Annotated in this window: 21 protein-coding genes and 2 pseudogenes; 20 read left to right on the forward strand and 3 right to left on the reverse strand. The window is 37.5% G+C overall.

Features of this window, described 5'->3' with window-relative positions; translation table 11 throughout:
- Positions 1-170 precede the first annotated feature (170 nt).
- From SanJ4206_RS03980 to SanJ4206_RS04035, 12 genes and pseudogenes are all read left to right on the forward strand, one after another.
- Positions 171-1,114 (forward strand): annotated as a pseudogene (locus SanJ4206_RS03980) (IS30 family transposase).
- Positions 1,115-1,275: 161 nt separating this feature from the next.
- A pseudogene (locus SanJ4206_RS03985) lies at positions 1,276-2,510 on the forward strand (aminoacyltransferase).
- Between the two features lie 444 nt (positions 2,511-2,954).
- A complete protein-coding gene (locus SanJ4206_RS03990) occupies positions 2,955-3,221 on the forward strand; it encodes a chorismate mutase (protein WP_003027973.1) in 267 nt (88 codons plus the stop codon).
- 14 nt (positions 3,222-3,235) lie between these two features.
- Positions 3,236-4,453, forward strand: coding sequence for a chloride channel protein (locus SanJ4206_RS03995; protein WP_003027974.1), 1,218 nt, complete (start codon positions 3,236-3,238; stop codon positions 4,451-4,453).
- An 87-nt stretch (positions 4,454-4,540) separates the two neighbouring features.
- Positions 4,541-5,380, forward strand: a complete 840-nt coding sequence (locus tag SanJ4206_RS04000) for a thymidylate synthase (protein ID WP_003027975.1) — start codon at positions 4,541-4,543, stop codon at positions 5,378-5,380.
- A 184-nt stretch (positions 5,381-5,564) separates the two neighbouring features.
- Positions 5,565-6,077, forward strand: a complete 513-nt coding sequence (locus tag SanJ4206_RS04005) for a dihydrofolate reductase (RefSeq protein WP_003027976.1) — start codon at positions 5,565-5,567, stop codon at positions 6,075-6,077.
- The gene (locus SanJ4206_RS04010; protein WP_003024903.1) at positions 6,077-6,250 is read left to right on the forward strand and encodes a hypothetical protein; all 174 of its coding nucleotides are present in this window, start codon (positions 6,077-6,079) and stop codon (positions 6,248-6,250) included. The genes SanJ4206_RS04005 and SanJ4206_RS04010 overlap by 1 nt, the downstream gene beginning before the upstream one ends.
- Before the next feature lie 38 nt (positions 6,251-6,288).
- The gene (gene clpX / locus SanJ4206_RS04015; RefSeq protein ID WP_003027977.1) at positions 6,289-7,521 is read left to right on the forward strand and encodes an ATP-dependent Clp protease ATP-binding subunit ClpX; all 1,233 of its coding nucleotides are present in this window, start codon (positions 6,289-6,291) and stop codon (positions 7,519-7,521) included.
- Positions 7,522-7,532: 11 nt separating this feature from the next.
- Positions 7,533-8,120: a ribosome biogenesis GTP-binding protein YihA/YsxC gene (gene yihA, locus SanJ4206_RS04020; protein ID WP_003027978.1), complete on the forward strand. Its 588-nt coding sequence runs from the start codon at positions 7,533-7,535 to the stop codon at positions 8,118-8,120.
- Between the two features lie 122 nt (positions 8,121-8,242).
- Positions 8,243-8,950, forward strand: coding sequence for a glucosaminidase domain-containing protein (locus SanJ4206_RS04025; RefSeq protein ID WP_003027979.1), 708 nt, complete (start codon positions 8,243-8,245; stop codon positions 8,948-8,950).
- A gap of 172 nt (positions 8,951-9,122) precedes the next feature.
- Positions 9,123-10,868: an ABC transporter ATP-binding protein gene (locus SanJ4206_RS04030; RefSeq protein WP_022525343.1), complete on the forward strand. Its 1,746-nt coding sequence runs from the start codon at positions 9,123-9,125 to the stop codon at positions 10,866-10,868.
- A complete protein-coding gene (locus SanJ4206_RS04035) occupies positions 10,849-12,597 on the forward strand; it encodes an ABC transporter ATP-binding protein (protein ID WP_003027981.1) in 1,749 nt (582 codons plus the stop codon). Before SanJ4206_RS04030 ends, SanJ4206_RS04035 begins: the two co-directional genes overlap by 20 nt.
- A 20-nt stretch (positions 12,598-12,617) precedes the next feature.
- On the opposite strand, the gene SanJ4206_RS04040 is transcribed toward SanJ4206_RS04035, so the two are convergent.
- From SanJ4206_RS04040 to SanJ4206_RS04050, 3 genes are all read right to left on the reverse strand, one after another.
- Positions 12,618-14,153 (reverse strand): ATP-binding cassette domain-containing protein, encoded by a 1,536-nt coding sequence (locus tag SanJ4206_RS04040; protein ID WP_003027982.1) that lies wholly within the window; start codon positions 14,151-14,153, stop codon positions 12,618-12,620.
- A gap of 523 nt (positions 14,154-14,676) precedes the next feature.
- Positions 14,677-15,417, reverse strand: coding sequence for an amino acid ABC transporter ATP-binding protein (locus SanJ4206_RS04045; protein WP_003024883.1), 741 nt, complete (start codon positions 15,415-15,417; stop codon positions 14,677-14,679).
- Complete coding sequence (locus tag SanJ4206_RS04050) at positions 15,417-17,600, reverse strand: ABC transporter substrate-binding protein/permease (protein WP_003027984.1); 2,184 nt, start codon at positions 17,598-17,600, stop codon at positions 15,417-15,419. The genes SanJ4206_RS04045 and SanJ4206_RS04050 overlap by 1 nt, the downstream gene beginning before the upstream one ends.
- A gap of 163 nt (positions 17,601-17,763) precedes the next feature.
- Here SanJ4206_RS04050 and SanJ4206_RS04055 point away from each other — a divergent pair, with 163 nt between their 5' ends.
- From SanJ4206_RS04055 to SanJ4206_RS04090, 8 genes are all read left to right on the forward strand, one after another.
- Positions 17,764-18,723, forward strand: coding sequence for a CPBP family intramembrane glutamic endopeptidase (locus tag SanJ4206_RS04055; RefSeq protein ID WP_003027985.1), 960 nt, complete (start codon positions 17,764-17,766; stop codon positions 18,721-18,723).
- A 90-nt stretch (positions 18,724-18,813) separates the two neighbouring features.
- Complete coding sequence (gene uvrB / locus SanJ4206_RS04060) at positions 18,814-20,802, forward strand: excinuclease ABC subunit UvrB (protein WP_003027986.1); 1,989 nt, start codon at positions 18,814-18,816, stop codon at positions 20,800-20,802.
- A 16-nt stretch (positions 20,803-20,818) separates the two neighbouring features.
- Entirely contained in the window at positions 20,819-21,382 is a 564-nt protein-coding gene (locus SanJ4206_RS04065) for a hypothetical protein (RefSeq protein WP_003027987.1), read from the forward strand.
- A 25-nt stretch (positions 21,383-21,407) separates the two neighbouring features.
- The gene (locus tag SanJ4206_RS04070; RefSeq protein WP_003027988.1) at positions 21,408-21,953 is read left to right on the forward strand and encodes a DUF1697 domain-containing protein; all 546 of its coding nucleotides are present in this window, start codon (positions 21,408-21,410) and stop codon (positions 21,951-21,953) included.
- A 129-nt stretch (positions 21,954-22,082) separates the two neighbouring features.
- Positions 22,083-22,826, forward strand: coding sequence for an ABC transporter ATP-binding protein (locus tag SanJ4206_RS04075; RefSeq protein ID WP_003027989.1), 744 nt, complete (start codon positions 22,083-22,085; stop codon positions 22,824-22,826).
- Positions 22,816-24,456 (forward strand): hypothetical protein, encoded by a 1,641-nt coding sequence (locus SanJ4206_RS04080; protein ID WP_003027990.1) that lies wholly within the window; start codon positions 22,816-22,818, stop codon positions 24,454-24,456. Before SanJ4206_RS04075 ends, SanJ4206_RS04080 begins: the two co-directional genes overlap by 11 nt.
- A 125-nt stretch (positions 24,457-24,581) precedes the next feature.
- Positions 24,582-25,712, forward strand: a complete 1,131-nt coding sequence (hemW, locus tag SanJ4206_RS04085) for a radical SAM family heme chaperone HemW (RefSeq protein ID WP_003027991.1) — start codon at positions 24,582-24,584, stop codon at positions 25,710-25,712.
- A 3-nt stretch (positions 25,713-25,715) separates the two neighbouring features.
- Positions 25,716-26,447: an acyl-[acyl-carrier-protein] thioesterase gene (locus SanJ4206_RS04090; protein ID WP_003027992.1), complete on the forward strand. Its 732-nt coding sequence runs from the start codon at positions 25,716-25,718 to the stop codon at positions 26,445-26,447.
- Positions 26,448-26,454: the final 7 nt, after the last annotated feature.

Below are 26,454 nucleotides of genomic sequence, written 5' to 3' on the forward strand. Positions count from 1 at the left end.
GTAAATAAAAAGTTTCATAATTTTTAAATTTAAAAGCAAATATTTTGACATCATTAAATTCATAATGACAAGATAATTAAAACCCAATTTGTAAAATTAAGCTAGACAGAAAAAGCCATCTATGTTAGGCTCAGATAAACACCACATTTGTCTGAAAGGAACTAACATAAATGACCTATACTCATCTTACCACAAACGAGCTTGTAATGATAGAGGCTTACTATCAAGAAAACATAAAAGTTTCAGATATTGTGACTTCACTTGGCAGATCAAAACAGACAATCTACACTGTCATCAACTATCTGAAAGAGGGGCACTCTGCATATGATTACTACAACCGTTATAAAGTCAATAAGAAACGTTGGGGCAGGAATAAAACAAGTCTGACGCAATCAGAAAAAGATTTTATCCAGACTCATTTAGAAGAAAATTGGAGCCTTGATGTCATTAAAGGAACTTATCCAGATAGGGTTTCTTGTTCTATGAGAACCCTCTATCGACTAGCAGACCGTGGTATTTTAAAGAAAGAAGATCTCCCTTGGAAAGGCAAAAGAAAACCAAATGGTCATAGCGAAAAACGAGGAAAACAAGCGTTTCGCAGAGATTTACGTGAGAGAGCAGACAGTTATCCTAATTTTAAGACGGAATTCGGTCATCTAGAAGGGGATACAATTGTGGGAGAAAAACACAAAAGTGCAGTCATTACCTTAGTAGAACGCTGCTCAAAAGCCATCATCACACTGAAAACCAATGGACGGAAAGCAAGTGATATTGAGACTTCCATCAATCAATGGTTATCTCAAGTCCCCAGCCATCTCTTTAAGTCGATCACTTTTGATTGTGGGAAAGAATTTTCTAATTGGAAATCTATTTCGAATGCACATGACATTGATATTTTCTTTGCGGACCCAGGATGTCCTGGGCAACGAGGCCTCAATGAACATTCTAATGGCTTATTAAGACGAAATGGACTACCGAAACAAATGGATTTTACAAATATTCCTCAAAATTATTTATCAGCTATAGCTGATAAAAAAATAGAATTCCTAGGAAGTCTTTGAATTATCAAACACCATACCAAGTTTTTCTGAGTTACTTGAAAAGTCTAACTTAATTTGACAATTTAGGAATTTAAAAGCAAATATTTTGACATCATTAAATTCATAATGACAAGATAATTAAAAATAAAAGCGATGTCAAATAGGAAATAATTTTTATTCTGTAGCTTCACCAGCTCTGTCTATTAAACTACAAAAGCTCAAGGAGTACAGAACAATGCCTTTAGAAATAATTACTAAAGAAGTATTTAAACAACATTATCAAAAAGCGAAACGAAAATCTTTTATCCAATCAGTAGAAATGTCTGATCTATTGAAAAAAAGAGGGTATAATGTTGAGTTTATTGGTTTCTTTACTAACAATCAATTACAAGTATCAGCATTATTATTTAGTGCAAAAATGGCAGGTGGTCTATACCTAGAAATCAACTCTGGACCTGTTGTTACTAATTATGAGTTCTTGCCTAAATGTTATGAAGAATTAAAAATCTATGCAAGAAAGTTAAAGGCTATGAAGCTGGTTGTAAAACCTTATGATATTTATCAAGTCTTCAATAGTAAAGGTGAGCCTATTAGTACAGAAAAGAAGGAACTTGTATCTATGCTCACCAACCTGAATTACCAATTTGATGGCTTACAAAAGGACTATCCTGGAGGTGAAGGTGATTGGCATTTTGTAAAAGACCTAAATGACTTAACAGAAGAAACGTTGTTAAAATCTTTTACTAAACAAAGAAAATCATTAGTAAAAAAGCTAAAACATTTGGTATAGAACTGCATAAACTTAAACGTAATGAGCTTTATAAATTTAAGCAGATTACTTCATCAACTTCTGAACGTCGCAACTATAATGATAAGACTTTAGATTATTATGAAAAATTTTATGATAGCTTTGGAAACAATGCAGAATTTATCATAGCTAGCATAAATTTCAAAAATTATTTGGAGCATTTACAAATTAATCAGAATGAATTATCTAAAAAGATTAAATTACTACAAGATTATCTTGAAGAAAACAACCATTCCTCTGAAAAAAAACTGAATCAAATTCGAGAACTATCTAGTCAATTCGAAACGTTTGAAATACGAAAAAACGAAGCATACCAACTATTCAAAAAGCATGAAGACGAAAGTACAATATTAGCTGGCAGTCTTTTTGTATACACTCCCAAAGAAACGGTCTATCTCTTTTCTGGATCCTATCCTGAATTTAACAAATTCTACGCACCCGCTCTTTTGCAAGATTATGTAATGCGAGAATCAATCAAGCGAGGTATTCCCTGTTACAACCTTTTGGGTATTACTGGTCATTTTGATGGTTCTGACAGTGTACTTCGTTTTAAACAAAATTTCAATGGTTATGTCCTAAGAAAAATGGGAACTTTTAGATATTATCCTTCCCCGTTTAAACATAAAACTATTCAAATAATTAAAAAAATTTTAAATAGGTAAAACCTGAGATATATTCTCATAATTCTATCATCATCACTCTCATAAAAATGCAAACTGAGAATATAATATATAGAAAGGTTCTCAAATTAAAAATCAGAAGTTCTACTAATGTGTACTTCTGTTTTTTTGGCTTTACATCAACTTTTTATTATATTTTAGTCAATTATTCATCATAAGAAACAATCTTGTGTCAAATTTGCCCCCACACTTTCCTATGAAGTTATAGCACTTGTAATCCCAATAGATCTTTATCTGTATAAAAACGACTCTCACATTAACTTTTCGTTTTAGAGCTGAAAGAATAGGGTTTATTTGAACTTGTCTCAATTTGAGTGTTATTTTTCTGCTAAAATTGAGAAAATTAGGGCTTGAGATTCAAAATCTGACGATTACTAGCATATTGTGAAAAATTTTGTTAAGATAGAAAGCAATTAGGAGGAAATCATGGATTTAGTAGAAATTAGAAAAGAAATTGATCAAATAGATGCAGATTTGATTGCCTTACTAGAAAAAAGAATGGCTTTGGTGAGTCAAGTTGCTCTCTATAAACGTCAGACTGGAAAAGCTGTATTAGACACTCAGCGAGAACAAGTAATTTTAGAGAAAGTTGCAAATAGTGTACATGAAAAACAGTACGAAGAAAGCATTGTTCAGACTTTTTCTGATATTTTGAAACATTCGCGTGCTTATCAAGACCAACACATCAAATAACAAAGGAAATTCAAATGAAAAATGCACGTGACATAGAGCTGATCAATAGTGGAAAGCGAGTGGTAGCTATTACCATATTGTCCATTCTGATAGGATTAGTGATCGGAGTTACTGATACGATATTTGGACGAACTCTCATATTTTTAAGCGAAGTTCGGTCAATGCATCCTTTTTACTTGATTCCTTTTTTGGCTTTAGCAGGATTAGCGATTGTATTTCTTTATCAAAAATACGGCGGAAAAAGTAGTAAAGGGATGACCTTGATTTTTGATGTAGGACATGGTGTAGAGAATCATATCCCAAAGCGCCTGATCCCTTTGGTTATATTGACAACTTGGATGACGCACCTTTTTGGTGGCTCAGCTGGTCGAGAAGGAGTAGCAGTACAATTAGGAGCAACAGTTTCTCATTGGTTTGGCAAGAAATTTTCTATCCCCAACACTTCAAAAATCTTTTTAGTCACAGGAATGGCTGCTGGTTTTGCTGGACTGTTTCAAACACCGCTGGCGGCAATTTTGTTTGCAATGGAAGTCTTGGTTGTAGGAACCATGCAACTGACGGCTCTGTATTCTGCAATGATTGCTTCTTTCGTTGCTTCTTGGACATCGCATGCGTTAGGGCTTGAGAAGTTTGTACAGCCAATTTCTGTGCATCTGGTATTGTCACCGACGCTTCTTATCAAATTAGTGTTTCTTGGAGTTCTTTTTGGACTTTGCGGCAATGTATTTGCTTATGCTCTCTCATGGAGCAAAAAGAAAGCAGCAATTACTTTTCCAAATCCCTACAAACGAATTGTCGTTATGGGAATATTTTTAAGTATCGTCTTTCTGCTGTTAGATAAAGGTCGCTACTCAGGGCTTGGAACAAATTTGATTGCAGCTAGTTTTGCTGGTCAGCCCGTCTATGTATATGATTGGCTCTTCAAGTTACTTCTAACAGTTTTGACTTTGGCAGCTGGCTTTCAAGGTGGAGAAGTGACACCGCTTTTTGCAATTGGTACAAGCTTAGGTGTGTTGCTAGCAGGTCTATTTGGACTTCCAGTTGGTTTGGTTGCTGCACTAGGTTATGCTGCTGTTTTTGGAAGTGCAACCTCTACTTTCTTAGGCCCGATTTTAATTGGTTGTGAAGTATTTGGCTTTACTAATTTCCCCTATTTTTTCATAGTGTGTGTGGTGGCATTTTCTCTACATCGTCAGCATTCGATTTATGGAGCTCAAAAAATTCGATATTGAAGCATGTTTTCTCCTGCGAGGTTTTAACTTGTAGGAGATTTTTATTTTGTGTTATACTAGAAAAAGCAATATTAGAAAAGGTAAATCATGACAAAAGCAGATACTATTTTTAAAGAAAATATTCGAAAAATTTTACATGAAGGTGTTTTTTCTGAAAATGCACGCCCTCGTTATAAAAACGGGAAAGTGGCTAACTCTAAGTATATTACAGGTTCTTTTGCTGAATACGACTTGAGCAAGGGAGAATTTCCTATTACAACGCTTCGGCCGATTGCTATTAAGTCAGCTATCAAAGAGGTGCTCTGGATTTACCAAGACCAATCCAATAGCTTAGATATTTTAGAAGAAAAGTACAATGTTCATTATTGGAATGATTGGGAAGTAGGAGATACTCGCACGATTGGCTTGCGCTATGGCGCTGTTGTTAAGAAACATGATATTATCAATAAAATCTTGAAACAGCTAGAAATCAATCCTTGGAATCGACGAAATATTATCTCGCTTTGGGATTATGAAGCATTTGAAGAAACAGAAGGTCTACTACCGTGTGCTTTTCAGACCATGTTTGATGTACGCCGTGTAGACGGTGACATTTATCTGGATGCAACTCTGACACAACGCTCAAATGATATGCTAGTAGCTCATCACATCAATGCCATGCAGTATGTAGCATTGCAAATGATGATTGCTAAGCATTTTGGCTGGAAAGTTGGTAAATTCTTTTATTTTGTCAATAATTTGCACATTTATGATAATCAATTTGAACAGGCTAAAGAATTACTTCGACGTGAACCAACTAACTGTACGCCACGCTTGGTTTTAAATGTTCCAGACGGAACCAACTTTTTTGACATTAAAGCAGAATATTTTGAATTAGTTGATTATGATCCTGTTAAGCCGCAGTTGAAATTTGATTTAGCGATTTGAGAATGAAGTAATTTTCAGATTTTCAAAATCTAAAAAATAAAGGGCTGTATCTAACTATTTTCACCAGACATCATAAAAGAATGGATTTCTTGTGCAATATAAATTAGTGTTGATTTGATAGTTAAAGTCAGCCTTTTTTTGTGAAATTTGATAAAATAGAAATATCAATTCAAAGGATGAGGAAATGATAAAGAAAATTGTAGCTATTTGGGCGCAAGATGAGAATGGCTTGATTGGGCGAAACAACACATTGCCCTGGCATTTACCAGCTGATCTCAAGCATTTTAAAGAAATGACAACTGGGCAGGCTATTTTAATGGGGCGAGTGACATTTGATGGGATGAACCGCAGAGTATTGCCCAATCGCACGACAATTATTTTGACGAGAGACAAATCATATCAAGCAGAGAATGAGCGAGTTCTGGTGTTTCATGATGTTGATTCTGTTATGAAATGGTATGAGACTCAGGAAAAAACTCTTTATATTATTGGCGGTGGTCAGATTTTTTCTGCGTTCGAGCCCTTAATAGATGAATTAGTTATTACCCGTATTCATGCTCGTTTACAAGGTGATACTTATTTCCCAAAAGATTTTGATATGACGAAATTTCAGGATCTGTCTCATCAGTTTCATGCCAAAGATGAAAAGAATGAGTATGACTTTACTGTCACAACCTTTCAGAGAAAGGAGTCGTAATGGAACGTAGTATTTTCGGATTTTTTACGGCTCTTTTATGTGTCGTTTGTGTTATGGCGGCAACGCAAGCTTTTCGTAAAAAACGGTATGGATTGTCAGTACTCTTTTGGCTGAATGCTTTTACAAATTTGGTGAATAGTATTCATGCTTTTTATATGACCTTATTTAAATGAGAAAAAAGAATAAACAACGAATAGAATTGGAGTGAAAAATGCCTACAAATCGTACAAACGAAATGATGGTTTATTGTTCTTTTTGTGGTAAAAGCCAAGAAGAAGTGCAAAAGATCATCGCAGGAAATAATGCCTTTATTTGTAATGAATGTGTGGAATTAGCACAAGAAATCATCAGAGAGGAACTAGCAGAAGAAGTGCTAGCAGACTTGTCAGAAGTGCCAAAACCACAAGAACTACTCAATATTTTGAATCACTATGTGATTGGACAAGACCGTGCTAAGCGTGCTTTGGCTGTGGCTGTCTACAATCACTATAAACGCATCAATTTTCATGATAATCGTGAAGATGAGGAAGATGTCGAATTGCAGAAATCCAATATCCTTATGATTGGTCCAACTGGTTCTGGCAAGACCTTCCTCGCTCAAACTTTAGCAAAAAGTCTGAATGTTCCTTTTGCGATTGCAGATGCGACAGCTTTGACAGAAGCTGGGTATGTCGGAGAAGATGTTGAAAATATTCTCTTGAAACTCTTGCAAGCAGCAGATTTCAATATTGAGCGTGCTGAACGTGGTATCATCTATGTAGATGAGATTGACAAAATTGCGAAGAAAAGCGAAAATGTCTCTATTACTCGTGATGTGTCTGGTGAAGGTGTTCAGCAAGCACTCCTCAAGATTATTGAAGGAACTGTAGCTAGCGTACCTCCGCAAGGCGGCCGCAAGCATCCTCAACAAGAGATGATTCAAGTAGATACGAAAAATATTCTCTTTATCGTTGGTGGTGCATTTGACGGTATTGAAGAAATTGTCAAACAACGTCTAGGCGAAAAAATTATCGGTTTTGGTCAAAACAACAAAGCCATTGATGAAACTGGTTCTTATATGCAAGAAATCATCTCTGAAGATATTCAAAAATTTGGCTTGATTCCTGAATTGATTGGTCGTTTGCCTGTATTTGCAGCGCTTGAGCCTTTAACAGTTGATGATTTGGTGCGAATCCTTCGCGAACCAAAGAATGCTTTAGTGAAGCAATATCAGACTCTTCTTTCTTATGATGATGTCAAATTGGAGTTTGATGATGATGCTCTTCAGGAAATCGCTAACAAGGCCATTGAACGCAAGACAGGTGCGCGTGGATTACGTTCGATTATCGAGGAAACTATGATGGATGTCATGTTTGAAGTTCCAAGTCAAGAAAATGTGAAGCTGGTACGGATTACCAAGGAAGCAGTTGACGGAACGGATAAGCCGATTTTAGAAACAGCATAAAGAGGTGTGCAATGGAAATTAACACACACAATGCAGAAATTTTGCTAAGTGCAGCCAACAAATCTCATTATCCGCAAGACGAGATTCCTGAAATTGCCCTTGCAGGACGATCCAATGTTGGAAAATCTTCCTTTATCAATACATTGTTAAATCGAAAAAATTTAGCTCGAACTTCTGGTAAACCAGGAAAAACGCAACTGCTTAATTTTTTCAACATTGATGATAAGCTCCGCTTTGTGGATGTCCCAGGCTATGGTTATGCTAAAGTTTCTAAAACAGAACGAGCGAAGTGGGGCAAGATGATCGAGGAATATCTGACGAGCAGGGAAAATCTTAGAGCAGTTGTCAGTCTAGTGGACGTTCGCCATGAGCCAAGTACAGACGACGTACAAATGTACGAATTTCTCAAATATTATGAAATACCAGTCATTGTCGTAGCCACGAAAGCTGACAAAGTTCCACGCGGCAAATGGAACAAGTATGAATCAGTCATTAAGAAAAAGTTAGATTTTGATAAAAATGATGATTTTATTATTTTTTCATCTGTTAATAAAGATGGTTTAGATGCAGCTTGGGATGCGATTTTGGAAAAAATTTAGGAATTGAAGAAAAACTGAGAATCATTTTCTCGGTTTTTTATAATGAATCTGTCACTAAATTGTAACTAAGAACTGGGAATTTTATGTTATAATCAAAATATATTATACTGGAGAAATAAGCTATGAGAAAGAAAAAATTGAAAAAAGGAATTTTAACAGTTCTAGCTTTGGTGACCGCTGCTTTATTGGTTAGTGCAGTTTTGTCCAAGCAAGTTCACCCAGCTAGTGCCAATGACGAGACTTACCAACGTCCGTTGACCCAAACAGAAGTGTTTATTTCACAAATTGGTGAGACTGCTCGTCAATTGGGACAAGAGAATGATTTGTATGCTTCGGTTATGATTGCACAAGCCATTCTGGAAAGCAATTCTGGACGTTCCGCTTTGTCAGCCGCTCCTCATCATAATTTATTTGGCATCAAAGGACAGTATGCTGGTCAGTCAGCCACAATGCCTACACTAGAAGATGATGGACAAGGAAATAGTTATAATGTCAATGCAGAATTTAGATCCTATCCAAGTTATGTTGAATCTTTACAAGACTATGTGGCGATTTTAAAACATAGCCGCTACACTTATGCTTGGAAGAGTAATACGACTAGCTATATGAATGCGACTGCTGCTTTAACAGGTGTCTATGCAACGGATACAAGCTATAATGTTAAGTTGAATAATTTGATTCAACAATATAATTTGACACAATACGATGTACCAAATGTGCAAGCAACCAATGTTGCAACAACTAACAAAGTCTACAATCCTTATCGCCAACAATACACAACACAAGAAGTGTTAGATTTGGATGTTGCTTGGGCAAATCGTCATCAATAATATTTTATTTGAAAGAAATTTAGTAGGAGAGAGCGACATCGTTCTTCTCCTTTTTATCTGGAATTCATCTAACAAAAATTCTCCTATAAAAATAATTGTATCCGCTAACAAATCACAGAGAAGGCTAGATTATGATAAAATAGAACTAGTTTTGTGTAGGAAAAGAGATTTCATGAAAGATTTATTGAAATATTTTAAAGGTTATATCAAGGAATCCTTGTTGGGGCCACTTTTTAAATTATTAGAAGCTAGTTTTGAACTATTGGTGCCAATTTTGATTGCAACAATTGTGGACCAAACAATCCCTAAAAAAGATAGTGCGCATCTTTATGCCATGGTCTTTTTATTGGTTGTCCTTGCATCGTTTGGTGTTGTTGTGGCGATTATTGCTCAATATTATTCCTCAAAAGCAGCGGTAGGTTTTACACGTCAATTAACCAAAGATTTATATCAAAAGATTATGCGTTTGCCAAAAGTTAGTCGAGATAGCTTGACGACATCTAGTCTGGTCACTCGTTTAACAAGTGATACTTATCAAATTCAGACCGGTATCAATCAATTTCTTCGTCTTTTTTTGCGCGCGCCGATTATTGTTTTTGGCTCAATAATCATGGCATTTTTGATTAGTCCAAGTATTACAGTTTGGTTTTTACTCATGGTCGTCATCCTAACGGGCATTATCTATGTTATGTCACGCTTGGTGAATCCGCTTTACGCTAAAATTCGCCAGATTACAGATAAAATTGTCAATATGACACGCCAGCAACTGCAAGGTATGCGTGTTATCCGTGCCTTTGGGCAAACAAATAAAGAAATTCATGAGTTTAGAGATACCAATGAAATTTATAAGACCTGGCAGATAAAAACAGGAGTTTGGTCTAGTTTGATTAGCCCGTTGACTTTTTTAGTGGTAAATAGCACGTTAGTCATGGTTATTTGGCATGGGAATCTAGTTATTGGACAGGATTTGCTGACGCAAGGGAAATTAGTCGCTTTAGTCAATTACCTTTTGCAAATCTTGATAGAGTTGTTGAAACTGGCAATGCTTGTCACTTCTTTGAACCAAAGTTACATCAGCGCTGGACGAATCCAAGAGGTCTTTGAACAGGAAGAGGAAGATGTGTTAGCAGAGCTGCCAATACGGCATTCTGTTGGCACTCAATCTATTTCTGCCGAAAATGTTACCTTTACCTATCCACAAGCTGCTAGTCCAGCTTTGGAAAATATTTCGTTTGACGTACTATCTGGTCAGACTTTGGGAGTGATTGGTGGAACAGGCTCAGGAAAATCAACCTTGGTGCAGCTCTTAGCGCATTTGTATACGATTGATACTGGTCAGTTGGCTATTTTCAAAAATGGTCGAAGCCCTAGAAACCTTGAAGAGTGGCGCACTTGGATGAGTTTGGTGCCACAAAAAGCAGAATTGTTCCGCGGTACGATTCGCTCAAATTTATTGCTGGGTTTGGAATACAAGGTGACGGATGAACAACTTTGGTGGGCTCTTGATATTGCGCAGGCTAGTGACTTTGTACAGGAAAAAGAAGGTCAGCTAGATGCAGTAGTAGAAGCTTTTGGTCGGAATTTTTCCGGTGGTCAACGCCAACGGTTGACGATTGCGCGCGCTATTTTACAAAAAGCACCTTTTCTGGTGCTGGATGATTCCACTTCGGCGCTTGATTATTTAACAGAAGCTAAACTATTGCAAGCGATTAAAGAGCAGTTAAAGAACACAAGTTTGATTTTAATTTCACAGCGAACCAATAGCTTGCGTGCAGCTGATCAGATACTTGTCTTGGACAAGGGTCGGCAGGTCGCTCTTGGCAAACATGAAGATTTGCTTCAAACGAGCGCTATTTATCGAGAAATTCATCTCTCACAACATAGTAAGGAGGAAGAGCATGAAAACGAGGTATTCTAAAAGTGGTCTGAAACGCCTTGCAAGTGATTTATTGCAGCAACGCTGGCTTTTTCTACTAGCTACAATTGGAACGATTGTTCAGGTTGCTTTGACCATTTATTTGCCGATTTTGATTGGGAATGCAGTTGATAGTGTTCTACTTCCTGATGCAAGTCAGCATTTGCTTCCAATTCTCTCGAAAATGGGTATGGTGATTGTTGCCAATACAGCGATTCAATGGCTCAATCCTTTAATCTATAATCAGTTGATTTATAGTTATAGTCAGAAACTTCGGGATGCAGTCATTCAAAAAATTCATCGACTTCCCTTGGCTTATCTTGATCGTCAAGGGAGTGGTGATTTAGTGAGTCGCTTGACGACGGACGTGGAGCAGTTAAATAATAGTCTGCTCATGGTCTTCAATCAGTTTTTTGTAGGCGTGTTGACTATTCTTGTAACGATTGTGACAATGGCAAAGATTGACTTTTTCATGATGATGTTAGTCTTGCTTTTAACTCCCTTATCTATGCTGATTGCGCGTTTTATTGCCCGTAAAAGTTACAAGCTGTTTCAAAAACAAACAACAGCTCGAGGGCTGCAGACGCAGCTCATTGAAGAAAGTTTCTCTCAAGAAAGTTTGATTCACAGTTTCAATGCCCAAGAGCAATTCATTACGGATTTTACAAAGGGCAATGAGAGCTATGCGGACTATTCTCAGGATGCTATCTTTTATTCCTCTACTGTCAATCCAGCGACGCGCTTCGTGAATGCTCTTATTTATGCCATTGTTGTTGGATTTGGTGCGGTTCGTATCATTAATGGCTCTAGTTTCACAGTTGGACAATTAGTGACATTCTTAAATTATGTCAACCAATACACCAAACCATTCAACGATATTTCGTCTGTTATGGCTGAATTACAAAGTGCCCTTGCTTGTGCAGAGCGCCTGTACATGATTTTAGATGAAAAAGAAGTTGTAGAAACTGGAAAAGAAGAACTCACGAGTGAAGCAGTACAGGGTGCGGTTCATTTTGAGCACGTCCGTTTTGGTTATGAAAAAGATAAACCCTTGATTCACGATTTAAACATGACCGTTCCAGCAGGAAGCAAAGTTGCTATTGTCGGGCCAACTGGTGCTGGAAAATCGACTTTAATCAATCTCCTCATGCGTTTTTATAATGTAGATGCGGGTAAGATTAAGTTAGACGACAGAGATATTACAGATTACACCAGAGTTTCATTTCGCCAGCAGTTTGGTATGGTTTTACAAGAAACATGGCTGAAGACGGGGACAATTCATGAAAATATTGCTTTTGGGCGACCAGAGGCTAGCCGAGAAGAAGTAATTGCAGCAGCTAAAGCTGCTAATGCTCATTTCTTTATTCAGCAATTGCCACATGGCTATGATACTTATCTAGCAGATGCAGGAGATTCTTTGTCACAAGGACAACGGCAGTTATTGACCATTGCGCGTGTTTTTCTAGCGGTTCCTAAAATCCTGATTTTGGATGAAGCAACCTCCTCTATTGATACGCGGACTGAAGTACTCATTCAAGAGGCTTTTAATAAGCTCATGGTAGGGCGAACCAGTTTTATCATTGCTCATCGCTTGTCTACCATTCAGAATGCAGATATCATTTTAGTGTTGGTTGACGGAGATATTGTGGAACATGGCAGTCATCAAGAGCTGATGCGAGCACAAGGCGTTTATTACCAAATGCAGACAGCTCAAGGGAACTTGGCTGTTTAAGATCGACTAGGAGAACAAACTTATAGCTGTTCTTTGCGGACTGGCTCTATTCCTGTCTCAGTCAAGCGATAGATTTTCTGACAAACTTCTTTGAGAAAGGTGCGGTCATGTGAAACGGTAATGATAGCGCCGTTATAGTCTGTAAAAAGTTTTCGTACTTGTGGCTGAGAAGTGGGAGAAAAGTTGCGTGTCGGCTCATCTAGCAACAAGACATTTGCTTGATCTAATACCATTTTTAGAAGCGGTAATTTAGCTTTTTGTCCACCAGATAGCTGGGAAATAGAATGTTGCACTTCATTGCGCGTGAATTGCAGACTGGCTAGGTGGGTGAGGATTTTTTCTCGCTCAATACCCTCTCTTGTGGATGTTAGAAAATCTATTGGAGAATCGACTTCGTTTAAACTATCAGGATAGTTTTGAGGCATATATCCTAGTGTAATGCCTCTCTTTTCTTTCAGTAGATGTCGCAGTTCTTTGAGAAAAGTAGATTTACCGACACCATTTTTACCAATAATCCCAATCTTTTCCTGCCCTAAGAGTTCAAAATTTATATTTTGGGCTAAAGTGCGCTCTCCTACCTTCAAACACATTTGCTCGAGAGTGACTACTCTTTTTGTAGATGGCAGAGGAGTGATAGCAGGAAATTTCAGATTGATAGCATCTGCCTGTATTGGCAATTCTGTCGGTTCAGACGCTTCTCTCTCAAATCGTTTGCCTTGCGAGAGGACATTTTTCATTTTTTTAGCCACTAATCTCCCAGCCGTGCTATCATGAGTGTTGCGCAGCACGTGCTCCACACTTTGTTTGACACGGCGATGTTTTTCCATTGTTTTTTGATATTCTTCTCGTTCTTTTTTTGCATCTTTAGTTTGCTTTTCAAATGCGATCTGTCTTTGCTGGCTGTAATTTTCATAATCAAGATTCTGTACGGTCGTCCGAGCTTTTTGCTTTTTCTTAACCAATTCCAAATGCACGATTTTTGTTGCTGCATGACTTAAAAGACTTTCATCATGTGAAACAAACATGACTGTTTGAGGTGTATTTTGCAAAAAATTCTCCAGCCAAATCATAGTATCGATGTCTAAATCATTAGAAGGTTCATCTAAAAAGAGAATGTCCCAATTTGTAGAGAGGATTTTTAAAAGCTGCACTTTTAATGTTTCACCACCGGATAAAGTGGCTATTGTTTGCTGACTAGTAAAACGTTCGCTATCAAAATGTAATTCTTGAGCAAAGCGGTAAAGTTTGCTGTAATCTAAGTCTACGTTCAAATCGCCAAAGAAGTAATCGTTGAGGGAGAGCCTTCTTTCATTTTCAGGCAAAGTTTGCGGCAAATAAGCATAATGACTATAGCTTTTCTGAATCTCTCCGGTATAGCTAATATAATCTGAAACAAATCTTTCATCCATAAGTAGTTTTAGAAGGGTCGATTTTCCATTTCCTTCTTCTCCGATAATGCCGGCTTTATCGCCTGCATTGACAGTAAGTGATAAATCGCTAACTAAGTCTTTCAAATCTTTTAAATGGGTAATAGTTAAATGTCGAATTTGTAGCATACAAGTCTCCTTTTGATGTTCATTGTCATTTTAGAGCTAAGAAAAACAGCCCTATTTATCTAGTAGAGCTGTTCTTGTTTTTGGATTGCCAACAAACATTGCAAAACAGAGTAGTTTGCAACGACTATATTTATCATTGAGAAGTTTGAAAAAATTTTCTTTTATGAAAAATAGGCAAGAGCATAACAAAAAATCCACTAGATAAAGTTTCCTTTAAGCAATAGATTTCTTGTACATAAACTCCTTACCTCCGAATTTTACTGATTTTAGTGTAGCAAAAAAGGCGTTAAATGTCAAAAGAGTATCGAGAAAAAAGTTTGTCACCAACAATAAATTGAATATAAATGTAAAAAAGAGTTTGGGACAAAAAGAGTTTAATTTTTAAAAATCTTAATTATTAAGCCCTTCTAATCTATAATTAAATGCGAAAAGCGAATAAAGCAGAATTCTGATTACCAGAAAACTAGTTTTGTTCGCTTTTTATATTTGAGGTCGGACTTTTGTCCCAGCCTCTAAAGTAGTATTACACATTCAAGACTTTGTCCAAGAAGTCTTTGAGACGTGGGTGCTGTGGATTATCAAAAATTTGATCGGGTTTGCCGTCTTCTAAGAATTCTCCGTCAGCTGTAAAGATGACACGGTTGGCTACTTGACGAGCAAATCCCATTTCATGAGTCACGATAATCATGGTCATGCCTTGCTTGGCCAATTCTTTCATAACATTGAGAACATCTCCGACCATTTCGGGGTCAAGAGCGGAAGTAGGTTCGTCAAAGAGCATAATATCAGGATTCATAGCAAGTCCACGTGCAATCGCCACACGTTGTTTTTGTCCACCTGAGAGACTGTCTGGCATGGCATCAGCTTTATCAGAGAGACCGACTTTTTCTAATAATTCCATACCAAGTTTATCTGCTTCAGCTTGTGTCATCCGTTTATGCTCGACAGGAGCAAAGGTGATATTTTCCAAAACTGTCATGTGAGGGAAGAGATTGAAGTGTTGGAAAACCATGCCGATATTTTCACGAACCAAGTCGACATCTGTTTTTTTGTCAGTTAGGTCGAAACCGTCCACGGTAATAGAGCCGCTTGTAACTTCTTCAAGCAGGTTTAGGCTACGTAGAAAAGTTGATTTTCCAGAGCCAGAGGGGCCGATGATGCAGACCACATCTCCTTCATAGAATTTTGTTGTGATTCCTTTTAGGACTTCATTTTCCCCATAGTATTTATGCAAATCATTGACATCAATTTTTAATTTAGCCATTATTTAATCCTCTTTTCTAAGCGTTTTGCAAGTCTCGTTAAAAGAGTGATGATAATCAAGTAAAAGACTGCTAGGATAGCATACATTTTGAAGCTTTGATAGTTACGAGCAATGATGATTTTACCTGTTTGGAAAAGTTCAACAAGACCGATAGCAGAAACGATTGTAGTATCTTTCAAAGCAATAACAAACTGATTGACGAAGTTTGGTAACATGATTTTTGTTGCTTGTGGCAAAATAATCTTTCTCATGGTTTTTGAGTAAGAAATACCAAGACTTCGACTGGCTTCCATTTGTCCAGCTGGAACAGCTTGAATCCCACCACGGACAATTTCTGCAATATAAGCACCTGCATTGAGAGAAAGAGCAATTGTACCAGCTACAAAATCGTTAATCGGACTTTGATGCCCTGTCATTGATTCAATGAGATTTGGAATGCCCCAGAAGATAAAGGCTGCGAGAATCATAAGTGGGATTCCACGGATGACATCCACGAAGATTTCTGAGATGACGCGGAGGGCTTTGACGGGACTCACGCTAAACATTCCAAAGATGATGCCGATGACCATAGCAATAGCAAATGACAGAAGCGCAAGAGCAATGGTGATACCAAGTCCGCTTAACAATTGTTTATAGTTGTTTTGGAGAAGCCCCCAAATGGTTGTTTCATCAACTGTACTGTCTGAAGAGCTAGAAGCAGAGCTGGTCTTTTTCAAATATTTATCAAGAATTTTTTGATATTGACCGTTCTTTTTAATATTTGCCAAACCATTGTTAAACATTTGGATCAATTCAGGATTACTACCTTTTTTCACTGCAAAAGCAGTATCTCCGATAGGGGTTCCCTTGATTGGAGTTTTTAGTTTTTGACCTTGACTAATGGAATATTTGACAACAGGTTCATCGTCCATAACGGCGTCCACAGAGCCAGAGTTTAAACTGTCATACATAGAAGAAGCGTCAGCGAATGTCTTGATTTTATAGCCATACTTGTTTTGATTTTCTGTTAAGAAGGTTTGCGAAGCAGTACCATTTTTTACGCCGACTGTTTTGCCTTTCAAGTCTTTATATGAAGCAATTGTGCTAGATTCTTTAACAGCAAGGATTGCATTTGCAGTATAATATGGTTCTGAGAAATCAAAGGTCTCTTTACGAGCATCTGTCACAGACATTCCTGCAATCATTCCATCAGCTTGTCCAGATTGTACAGCATTTAAAGCGGCATCAAATCCGGGATTTGTGATTTCAATTGTGAAACCTTGGTCTTTGGCAATGGCTTTTATCAAATCCATGTCAATCCCAGTATATTTATTGTTGCTGTCTTGGAAGACGAATGGTGCAAAGGAAGAGTCACTCGCAATGGTATATGTTGATTTTACAGGAGTAGCTTTTTGACCAGCAGGAGTAGTGGTTTCTGGAGTAGAACTAGTTGTTTTCGTAGTTGTAGAACTTGTCCATTTTGTGATGATTTTGTCAAGAGAACCATCTTTTTTCATTTGAGCAAGTGCTTCGTTAAATTCTGTTATCAGATATTCATACTTGCTTCCCTTTTTGACACCAAAAGCAAAACTACCAACAGCTTCTCCTTTTATAGAGATTTTTAAATTTTGACCTTGTTTAATAGCATACTCAATGACTGGTTGGTCGTCCATCATGGCATCAATCGAACCAGAATTCAAGCTGTTGTAAGTCAAATCAGTTGTGTCAAATGTTTTGATAGTAAATTTGTATTTGTTTTTGATTTTTTCTAGAAAGCGTTGAGAGGCAGTTCCGTTTTTAACCCCAACAGTTTTCCCTTTTAATTGGGAATAACTGCTGATTGTATTGGCTTTAGTCGTTGCAATGACAACTTTTGTATCATAATAAGTATCAGACATAGTGAAGACTTTTTCGCGATCTTTGGTCTTTGTCATGCCAGCCATGATAGCATCTGCTTGACCAGACTGAACAGCGTTAACGGCTGCGTCAAAGCCAGGGAAAGTCATATTGATGTCCCAACCTTTTAGTTCAGCAACTTTATTGATGATATCTACGTCAATACCTTTATAAGTTTGATCGGAATCTTTAAATTCAAAAGGTGCGTAAGCTGTATCAGATACCACTTTGATTGTATCGGCATGAATGCTTGTTACAGCAAAGAGTGGTAGTAAAGCTAACAAAAAAGCTATAATTTTTTTCTTCATGAGTCTCTCCTTTAAAGAATATTTTTAAATTATACCAAAAATATCTTTAAAATACAAATATTTTGTATTTTTATGTTAGATTTTATAACATAGACGAAAATTTCTTTTTTGATTTGCGTAAAATAAATATGATATAATAATCAAAAAAAGGAAAGGAGATTTTATGTTTCAATCTCGTATGCTTGATAATGTGAAACAGTCCCGTTACATTCCACCTATTTGGTTGGCAGTTATTCTCTCGATTGTTTTTGTTTATGGAGGTGAAATTGTCGGCGGGCTTGCATTGGTTCCAATTTCGATACTGCTGGGTCTTGTGTTTGGCCTTGTTCATTCTGGGGCAGGCTTTGTAATGATACAAGAACTGATATCGCATTATATGATTTTCATTCAACTCTTCCTCTTTTTCTTTATTTCTTTGGCTCTCTTTCTTTGGGTGAAATGCGTTGAAAAAAGACCTTTTTCAAGTCTTGGTTTTTTTAAGGAAAATTGGTTTAAAGAATTAGGAAAAGGTTTTTTGATTGGAGCGGCACAGTTTTCTCTCATAGTTGTCTTACTTTTGATGACAGGTGTAGGTAGGTTAGAACTCAACCATCTTAGTTTGGAGCCATTTCTCTTTATCATCGCCCTGATTCCGTTTTGGATGTTACAAGGAGGAACAGAAGAACTGGTGACGCGTGGTTGGCTATTTCCGACAGTTACTGCCAAGTCAAATATTTTGGTCGGTATTTTAATCTCTGCTAGCCTATTTGGTGCTCTCCATTTACTAAATCCTGGTGTGACGCTTCTTTCGATTGTCAATATTATTCTCGATGGTGCTTTTGCTTGTTTTTACATGCTAAAAACTGACAATATGTGGGGGCTGGCTGGTATTCACGGTGCTTGGAATTTTGTTCAAGGTAACATTTATGGTATTCAGGTCAGTGGTCAGGGAGCAGAAACTTCCGTCTTTGCTTACAATACGAAATCCAACGTAGATTGGCTTTCGGGTGGGGCTTTTGGAGCAGAAGGATCTATTTTCACCAGTCTGGTGTTAATTCTCAGCATTTTCTATCTGTATTGGTCTCTTAAAAAAGAAGATAAATTACCAGCAGCATTACAATTTAGAAAATCAAATCTCACTTAGTTTTACTAGGTGGGCTTCTTATTATCCTAAGTCAGTGATATTTTTAGAAATATGATAAAATAAGAGAAGATTGTATAGAGGAAAAGAATAATGATAAATAGAATTACGGACAATAAATTTAAACTGGTTTCTAAGTATGAGCCCTCAGGAGATCAACCACAGGCGATTGAGCAATTAGTGGATAATATAGAGGGTGGTGAGAAAGCTCAGATTCTCATGGGAGCGACAGGAACTGGGAAGACCTATACTATGAGTCAGGTTATTCAAAAGGTTAATAAACCGACCTTAGTCATCGCTCATAATAAAACTCTGGCAGGTCAGCTTTATGGGGAATTTAAGGAATTTTTCCCTGACAATGCGGTCGAATACTTTGTGTCTTACTATGATTACTATCAACCGGAAGCCTATGTGCCTTCCAGTGATACCTATATTGAGAAGGACAGCTCTGTCAATGATGAGATTGACAAGCTTCGTCACTCAGCAACTTCGGCTCTCTTGGAACGCAACGATGTGATTGTAGTGGCGTCAGTCAGCTGCATTTATGGTTTGGGTTCGCCTAAGGAATACTCCGATAGCGTTGTCAGTCTGCGGCCGGGTTTAGAGATTTCACGGGATAAACTTCTCAATGATTTGGTGGATATCCAGTTTGAGCGTAATGATATTGATTTTCAGCGGGGGAAATTCCGGGTGCGTGGTGATGTAGTAGAAATTTTTCCGGCTTCTCGTGATGAGCATGCTTTTCGAGTAGAGTTTTTTGGTGATGAAATTGACCGTATTCGAGAAGTAGAAGCGTTGACGGGACAAGTTTTGGGTGAAGTGGATCATTTAGCAATTTTCCCAGCTACTCACTTTATGACAAATGACGAAAATATGGAGATTGCTATTGGCAAGATTCAAGCGGAATTAGAAGAACAACTAGCCTTTTTTGAAAAGGAAGGGAAACTTTTAGAAGCTCAGCGGCTGAAACAAAGAACTGACTATGATATTGAAATGCTGCGCGAAATGGGCTACACGAATGGCGTAGAGAATTATTCTCGCCATATGGACGGACGGAGCGAAGGTGAGCCACCTTACACTTTACTAGATTTCTTCCCTGATGATTTTTTAATCATGGTGGACGAAAGTCATATGACGATGGGGCAAATCAAGGGTATGTATAATGGTGACCGCTCACGGAAGGAAATGTTGGTTAATTATGGATTTCGCTTGCCTTCTGCCTTGGATAACCGCCCGCTGCGTCGGGAAGAATTTGAAAGTCATGTGCACCAGATTGTCTATGTATCTGCGACACCGGGCGACTATGAGCGGGAGCAGACGGATACAGTGATTGAGCAGATTATTCGACCAACTGGTCTGCTGGATCCAGAAGTCGAAGTGCGTCCGACTATGGGTCAAATAGATGATCTTTTAGGCGAAATCAATGCGCGTGTTGAAAAGAATGAGCGGACCTTTATCACAACGTTGACTAAAAAGATGGCAGAAGATCTGACGGATTACTTTAAAGAAATGGGAGTTAAGGTCAAATACATGCACTCAGATATCAAGACCTTAGAGCGGACAGAAATTATCCGCGACCTGCGGTTAGGTGTCTTTGATGTTTTAGTCGGAATTAACCTGTTGCGTGAGGGAATTGATGTGCCAGAGGTTAGTCTGGTTGCCATTCTTGATGCAGACAAGGAAGGTTTCTTACGTAATGAGCGTGGTTTGATCCAAACCATTGGTCGGGCTGCCCGTAATAGTGAAGGCCACGTCATCATGTATGCTGACACAATCACAGATTCCATGCAAAAAGCTATGGATGAAACTGCCCGCCGTCGTCAGATTCAAATGGCTTATAACGAAGAACATGGTATTGTACCGCAAACAATCCAGAAAGAAATCCGTGACCTAATCAGTGTGACAAAATCTGCTCTACCAGACAAGGGAGAAGTGGTAGATATTGAAAGTCTTAACAAGCAGGAACGTAAAGATATGATTAAGAAACTAGAGGGACAAATGCAAGAAGCTGCCGGACTTCTGGACTTCGAACTGGCGGCACAGATTCGGGATATGATTTTAGAGATAAAGGCGATGGATTGAAAGGATAAATAGAAGAATGAGTGAAGCTTCTTTAATAACAGTTATCAGTGTAATGATTTCTAGTGTTATTTCAATTGTTGGTTTTATTGTAACTTATTTTTCAATGAAGCAGAGTTTCCAGAATGAACTTAAGCGTAATAGAGATACATTAGCACTGGAGAACATGTCCAAAATTCCTTATAAAGTTTTAGCGCTTTTTGATGAAATGATTGAAATCAATTCTTTAAAAAACGCTAAACTCAAAGAAAAGAAACAAGAAGAAAATTTGAAAATCTTTAAAGAGATAATTAATACAATCTACTCATACGGTTCAAAAGAGTCTATAAAGATAGTATCGTTAATGCAAAAAGAAAACTATGAGGCTGCGGTTAAAAGAATTACTCAAAATGAATATCGGATGATGGCTATCTATGTACTACTTGCTACACAAATTAAATATGATGTTACTTCAGCTGTCATTAGTCCGAAATATTGGTTTATAATGAAGTTGAATGATTTCGACTCGCAAGAAAAGAGGATTTCTGAAGCGACAAACAAGTTAATAGATGAGTTAGGGCTAGATAAGAACTTTATGATGTGAAATTTAATTGCTGAAAGGAGCACACATGCGTTATGCACTTTTACTCCGCGGCATCAATGTTGGCGGGAAAAACAAGGTCGTTATGGCTGATTTGAAGAAGGATTTGGCTAGGTTGGGTTTTGAAAATCCTGTTTCCTACATCAATAGTGGCAATCTTTTCTTTGATAGCGAGGAGCAGGAGGAGAGGATTCGGGAGATTTTGACGGCTTATTTCAGTCGGTCTTACGATTTTCCTCTGCCTTTTGTCCTTGTCAGCTCTGCCATGCTTCAAAAAGAAACAGCCAATCTGCCTACTTGGTGGCAGGATGAAACAGCCTTTCGGCGAGATGTTCTCTTTTATCTGTCGGAGACAGACAGGGAGAGTGTTCAAGAGCTGGCTGGCAGCTGGGCAAATGACAAGGAGCTGCTGCATTTCGGTCAGACAGCCTTCTTTTACAGAAATAGCGATCAGGCTGACTATCTCAAGTCCAACTACTACAAGAAGCTACTCAAATCTAGCTTTTACAAGTCTTTGACTATTCGCAATGGGAAAACCTTTCAGAAAATTTTGGAGTTGGCAGATACTAGTTAAAGAGGCATTATTTTGTTTTTTTGGAAAACTAATGATAAATTGTTAATGAATATATATGTTTGAATAAAGAAAAAGAGTTTTTACTTTTATTTTCATCATGCTGAAAACATTCAGTAGATAGGAGAATTTATGATTGAATTTAAGGATGTTACAAAAGTGTACGATGACAAGATAGCGTTGAATCATCTGAATTTAACGCTTCAGAGTGGAGAAATTGTAGGTTTAATTGGACACAATGGTGCGGGAAAATCAACAACGATTAAATCATTGGTTAGTGTAATTACTCCAACGCATGGTCAGATTTTTGTGGATGGCAAGGAGTTAGCAGCTAATCGGTTGGAAATCAAGAAGAAAATCGGTTATGTGGCGGATTCGCCGGATTTATTCTTACGCCTGACAGCAAATGAATTCTGGGAATTGGTTGGAACTTCTTATGATATGAGTCCTTCAGATTATGAGAAACGTTTAACGGAGCTACTAGAATTATTTGATTTTACAGCTCATCGCTATGAAGTCATTGAATCGTTTTCGCATGGAATGCGGCAAAAAGTATTTGTCATTGGTGCTCTTTTGTCTGATCCAGATATCTGGGTGTTGGATGAGCCTTTAACTGGTTTGGATCCTCAGGCGGCTTTTGACCTTAAACAAATGATGCGAGAGCATGCAGATAAAGGAAATACTGTTTTGTTCTCAACCCATGTTTTAGAAGTGGCAGAGCAATTGTGTGACCGTATTGCCATTCTCAAAAAGGGAGAATTGTTGTTTTATGGTACGATTGAGGAATTGAAAGGTCAACATCCTGAAAAATCCTTAGAAAGTATTTACCTCAGTTTGGCAGGTCGTAGAGAAGAGGTGAGTCCTGATGCGTCTTAAAGCGATTCGCTCCCTCATTCATGCAAATATCATTTATACGACACAATCAACTAGGCTTTCTAGTTATCGTAAAAAACAGCAAAAAAATCCAAATAAAAAAGGAAATGTTGCTAGAAATCTAGTGATGAACTATCTCTATGCTGGAATTTTGTATGCTTGTATATTTGGTGTACAAGGGGCTTTTTTACCACTTGCTCAGAATCCAGGGCTGTTTTCGAATTTTGTCAGCGTCTTTTATTTATTCATCTTTGCACAGGGATTTCTTTCCTTTTACAATGTTTTTTATGAAAGTAAAGACTTGCAAGCTTACCGACCTTATGCCTTTAGTGAGAGCGAAATTATGGTTGGGAAAGGATTTTCTGTTCTTTTAACTACTTTAATGGGAGTGTTTCCGATTGTTATTTACTTTATTAGTTTGCAAATGCAATCAGGTCAACCAATCTGGCTTGCAATCCCTATTCTGCTTATTTCGTTAGGAGTACTGTTTTCGACACTTATTTTCCTTCTTTTGGTTGGTGTTCATTTTATTACGAAAACAACTATTTTTAGGAAATATAAAAAGCTTGCCTCTAATATTTTACTGGCTCTTGCTACAATAATGGCTTTTGGTGCGATTTTATTGGTGAATTTGCAAAATAACTCTAACGTTAAAAACGCAATATTGCAAGATCAACCTGCTTATTTTCCGCCAATGACTATTTTTCATGCTTTCAGTATGCAACCTTTTGCTTTGAATTCGTTGCTTGGAATGGGAACATGGATAGTCGTAGCTGTTATATTATTTATAATTGTTAAGCGAAAGGTTTTACCAGAATTTTATGAAGCTGCAATGACCACAACAGCAACGGTCAATAGACAAAAACGAACGAAAATTTTCAAGATGAATGGACTTAGGAACTTTCCGCAGTTTGTGTTGCGCTATCAATTAAACCTAATCAGTGATGGCTCCGTCTTATTACAAACTCTTTTGATGCCTAGTGTGTTACCTTATTTTATTTTAATTCCGTTAATGGCTAGTTTTATGCAGTATCGTGAAATGATTTCTCCTTATTTGACAACAAGATTTGCTTTTCCATTGATGTTAATAGCAACATTTGTAGCAAGTTTAAATACAGGTGGAGCAAATTTAACAGGAATTGGCATTTCACTTGAACGTGAAAATTATGATTATTTGAAAGTATTACCTTTTGATATGGCACGTTATCTTAAACTTAAGTTTTGGAATTTATTTGTCATTCAATCCATTTTACCATTCATTTTATTGACAATTTTTTCCTTTGTTGTCGGCGTGCAACCAGTTGCTATTGTCTTGATGATTATAGCTTGGACATTGACCTGCTTAGCATGGAGTGCATGGGGATATCATCGTGATAAACGCCTACAAGTGACCAATTGGTCAAATGTGACGGAATTATTTAATCGTGAAAATAATTCACTAAAGATGATTTTAGGAATTGTTGCTATGATTATTTACATAATCATTATTGCAATAAGCGCTTATTTCATTCTTGTATCACCAGATTTAGTGGGCTATTTGTTAGCAGGTACTTTTCTGATTGCTCTTGCAATGATGGCATTTTTACTGACAAATTATTATTTGAAAAAAGTTCAAACTGAAGTAGAAAATTAAGCTGAAAATTTTTGAATATTTACTATGTTTTTATTGCTTAGCAAGAATATATTGATAAGAGATCTATGTATTTTAGTGTGTGCTTTGAAACATCTATATACTAAATTTATGCTATAATAAATGCTATGTATACCAAACCAACTTCTGCCTATGTACACATTCCGTTTTGTACTCAAATTTGTTATTATTGTGATTTCTCTAAGGTCTTTATCAAAAATCAGCCAGTTGACGCCTACTTAGAGCACTTGCTTCAAGAATATACTTCTTATGATATAAAGCATTTACAGACGCTTTATATCGGTGGTGGGACACCGACAGCTCTTTCAGCGCAGCAGCTGGAGTTTTTATTGGCAGAGCTGACGAAAAAGCTGGATTTGTCATTGTTAGAAGAACTGACTATTGAAGCTAATCCAGGAGATTTGGATCCGGATAAGATTGCTGTTTTAAAAGATTCGGCTGTTAACCGAGTGTCTTTGGGTGTTCAGACTTTTGACGATCGCATGCTCAAGCAAATTGGCCGAAGTCATTTAGAAAAAGATATTTATGAAAACATCGCCAATCTGAAGTTGGCTGGTTTTGACAATATCTCGATTGATTTGATCTATGCACTACCCAAGCAGACCATGGACAACGTGCGGGAAAATGTGGCCAAGGCCATTGCACTAGACATCCCTCACATGAGTCTTTATAGCTTAATTCTAGAAAATCACACGGTTTTTATGAACCGGATGCGGCGTGGAAAGCTGCCTTTACCGAAGGAGGACTTGGAAGCAGAGATGTTTGAGTATATCATTGAGGAGTTGGAAAAAGCTGGGTTTGAACACTATGAGATTTCTAACTTTTCTAAGCCAGGTTTTGAGAGTCAACACAATCTCATGTACTGGGACAATGCGGAATATTTTGGTATTGGAGCCGGAGCATCTGGCTATGTCAATGGGGTTCGCTACAAAAATCATGGTCCGATTCGTCATTATTTAGAGGCGGTCGAAAAAGGTAATGCCCGTGTGAGTGAGGAACACCTTAGCAAGCAAGAGATGATGGAAGAAGAAATGTTTCTGGGCTTGCGCAAAAAGTCAGGTGTTTCTAAAAAGCGTTTTGAAGAAAAATTTGGTGTTTCTTTTGATCGGCAGTATGGTCAAGTTGTAACAGAATTGACTGAGCAAGGACTCTTAGTACCTGACAAAGAAATCGTTCGTATGACTAAAAAGGGTCTATTTTTGGGTGATACGGTCGCAGAGAAATTTATATTGGAGTAAATTATGGGTTTAACTTATCAAATGAAAATGAAAATTCCGTTTGACATGGCGGATATGAATGGTCATATCAAGTTGCCTGATGTCATTTTGCTGTCCTTACAGGTATCAGGTTTGCAGTCCATTGATTTGGGGATTAGTGACAAGGATATGCTGGAGAAATACAATCTGGTCTGGATTATTACTGACTATGATATCGATGTGGTACGGCTGCCTAAATTTGGTGAAGAAATGACGATTGAAACAGAAGCGCTTTCCTATAATCGTCTCTTTTGTTATCGTCGTTTTACCGTTTTTGATGAAAATGATGTTGCCGTGATTGAAATGATGGCTACCTTTGTTCTTATGGACAGAGACAGTCGAAAAGTGCATGCTGTAGAGCCAAAGATTGTCGCACCTTATGAAGCAGAATTTTCTAAAAAGTTGATTCGTGGTCCAAAATATCCAGAACTGAAAGATTCGACCAGTAAAGATTATCATGTTCGGTTTTATGATTTAGACATGAATGGTCATGTCAACAACAGCAAGTATTTGGACTGGATTTTTGAAGTTATGGGAGCTGATTTTCTCATGAAACACGTTCCCAAAAAAGTTCACCTCAAGTATGTTAAGGAAGTACGACCTGGCGGACAGATTACCTCTAGTTATGATTTGAATGGATTAGAGAGCAATCATCAGATTTCCAGCGATGGTGATACCAATGCACAAGCTATGGTAACTTGGCAAGAAATTTCATAAGAGAAAC

The sequence above is a fragment of the Streptococcus anginosus genome, assembly GCF_001697145.1.
Taxonomy (GTDB): Bacteria; Bacillota; Bacilli; order Lactobacillales; family Streptococcaceae; genus Streptococcus; species Streptococcus hominis.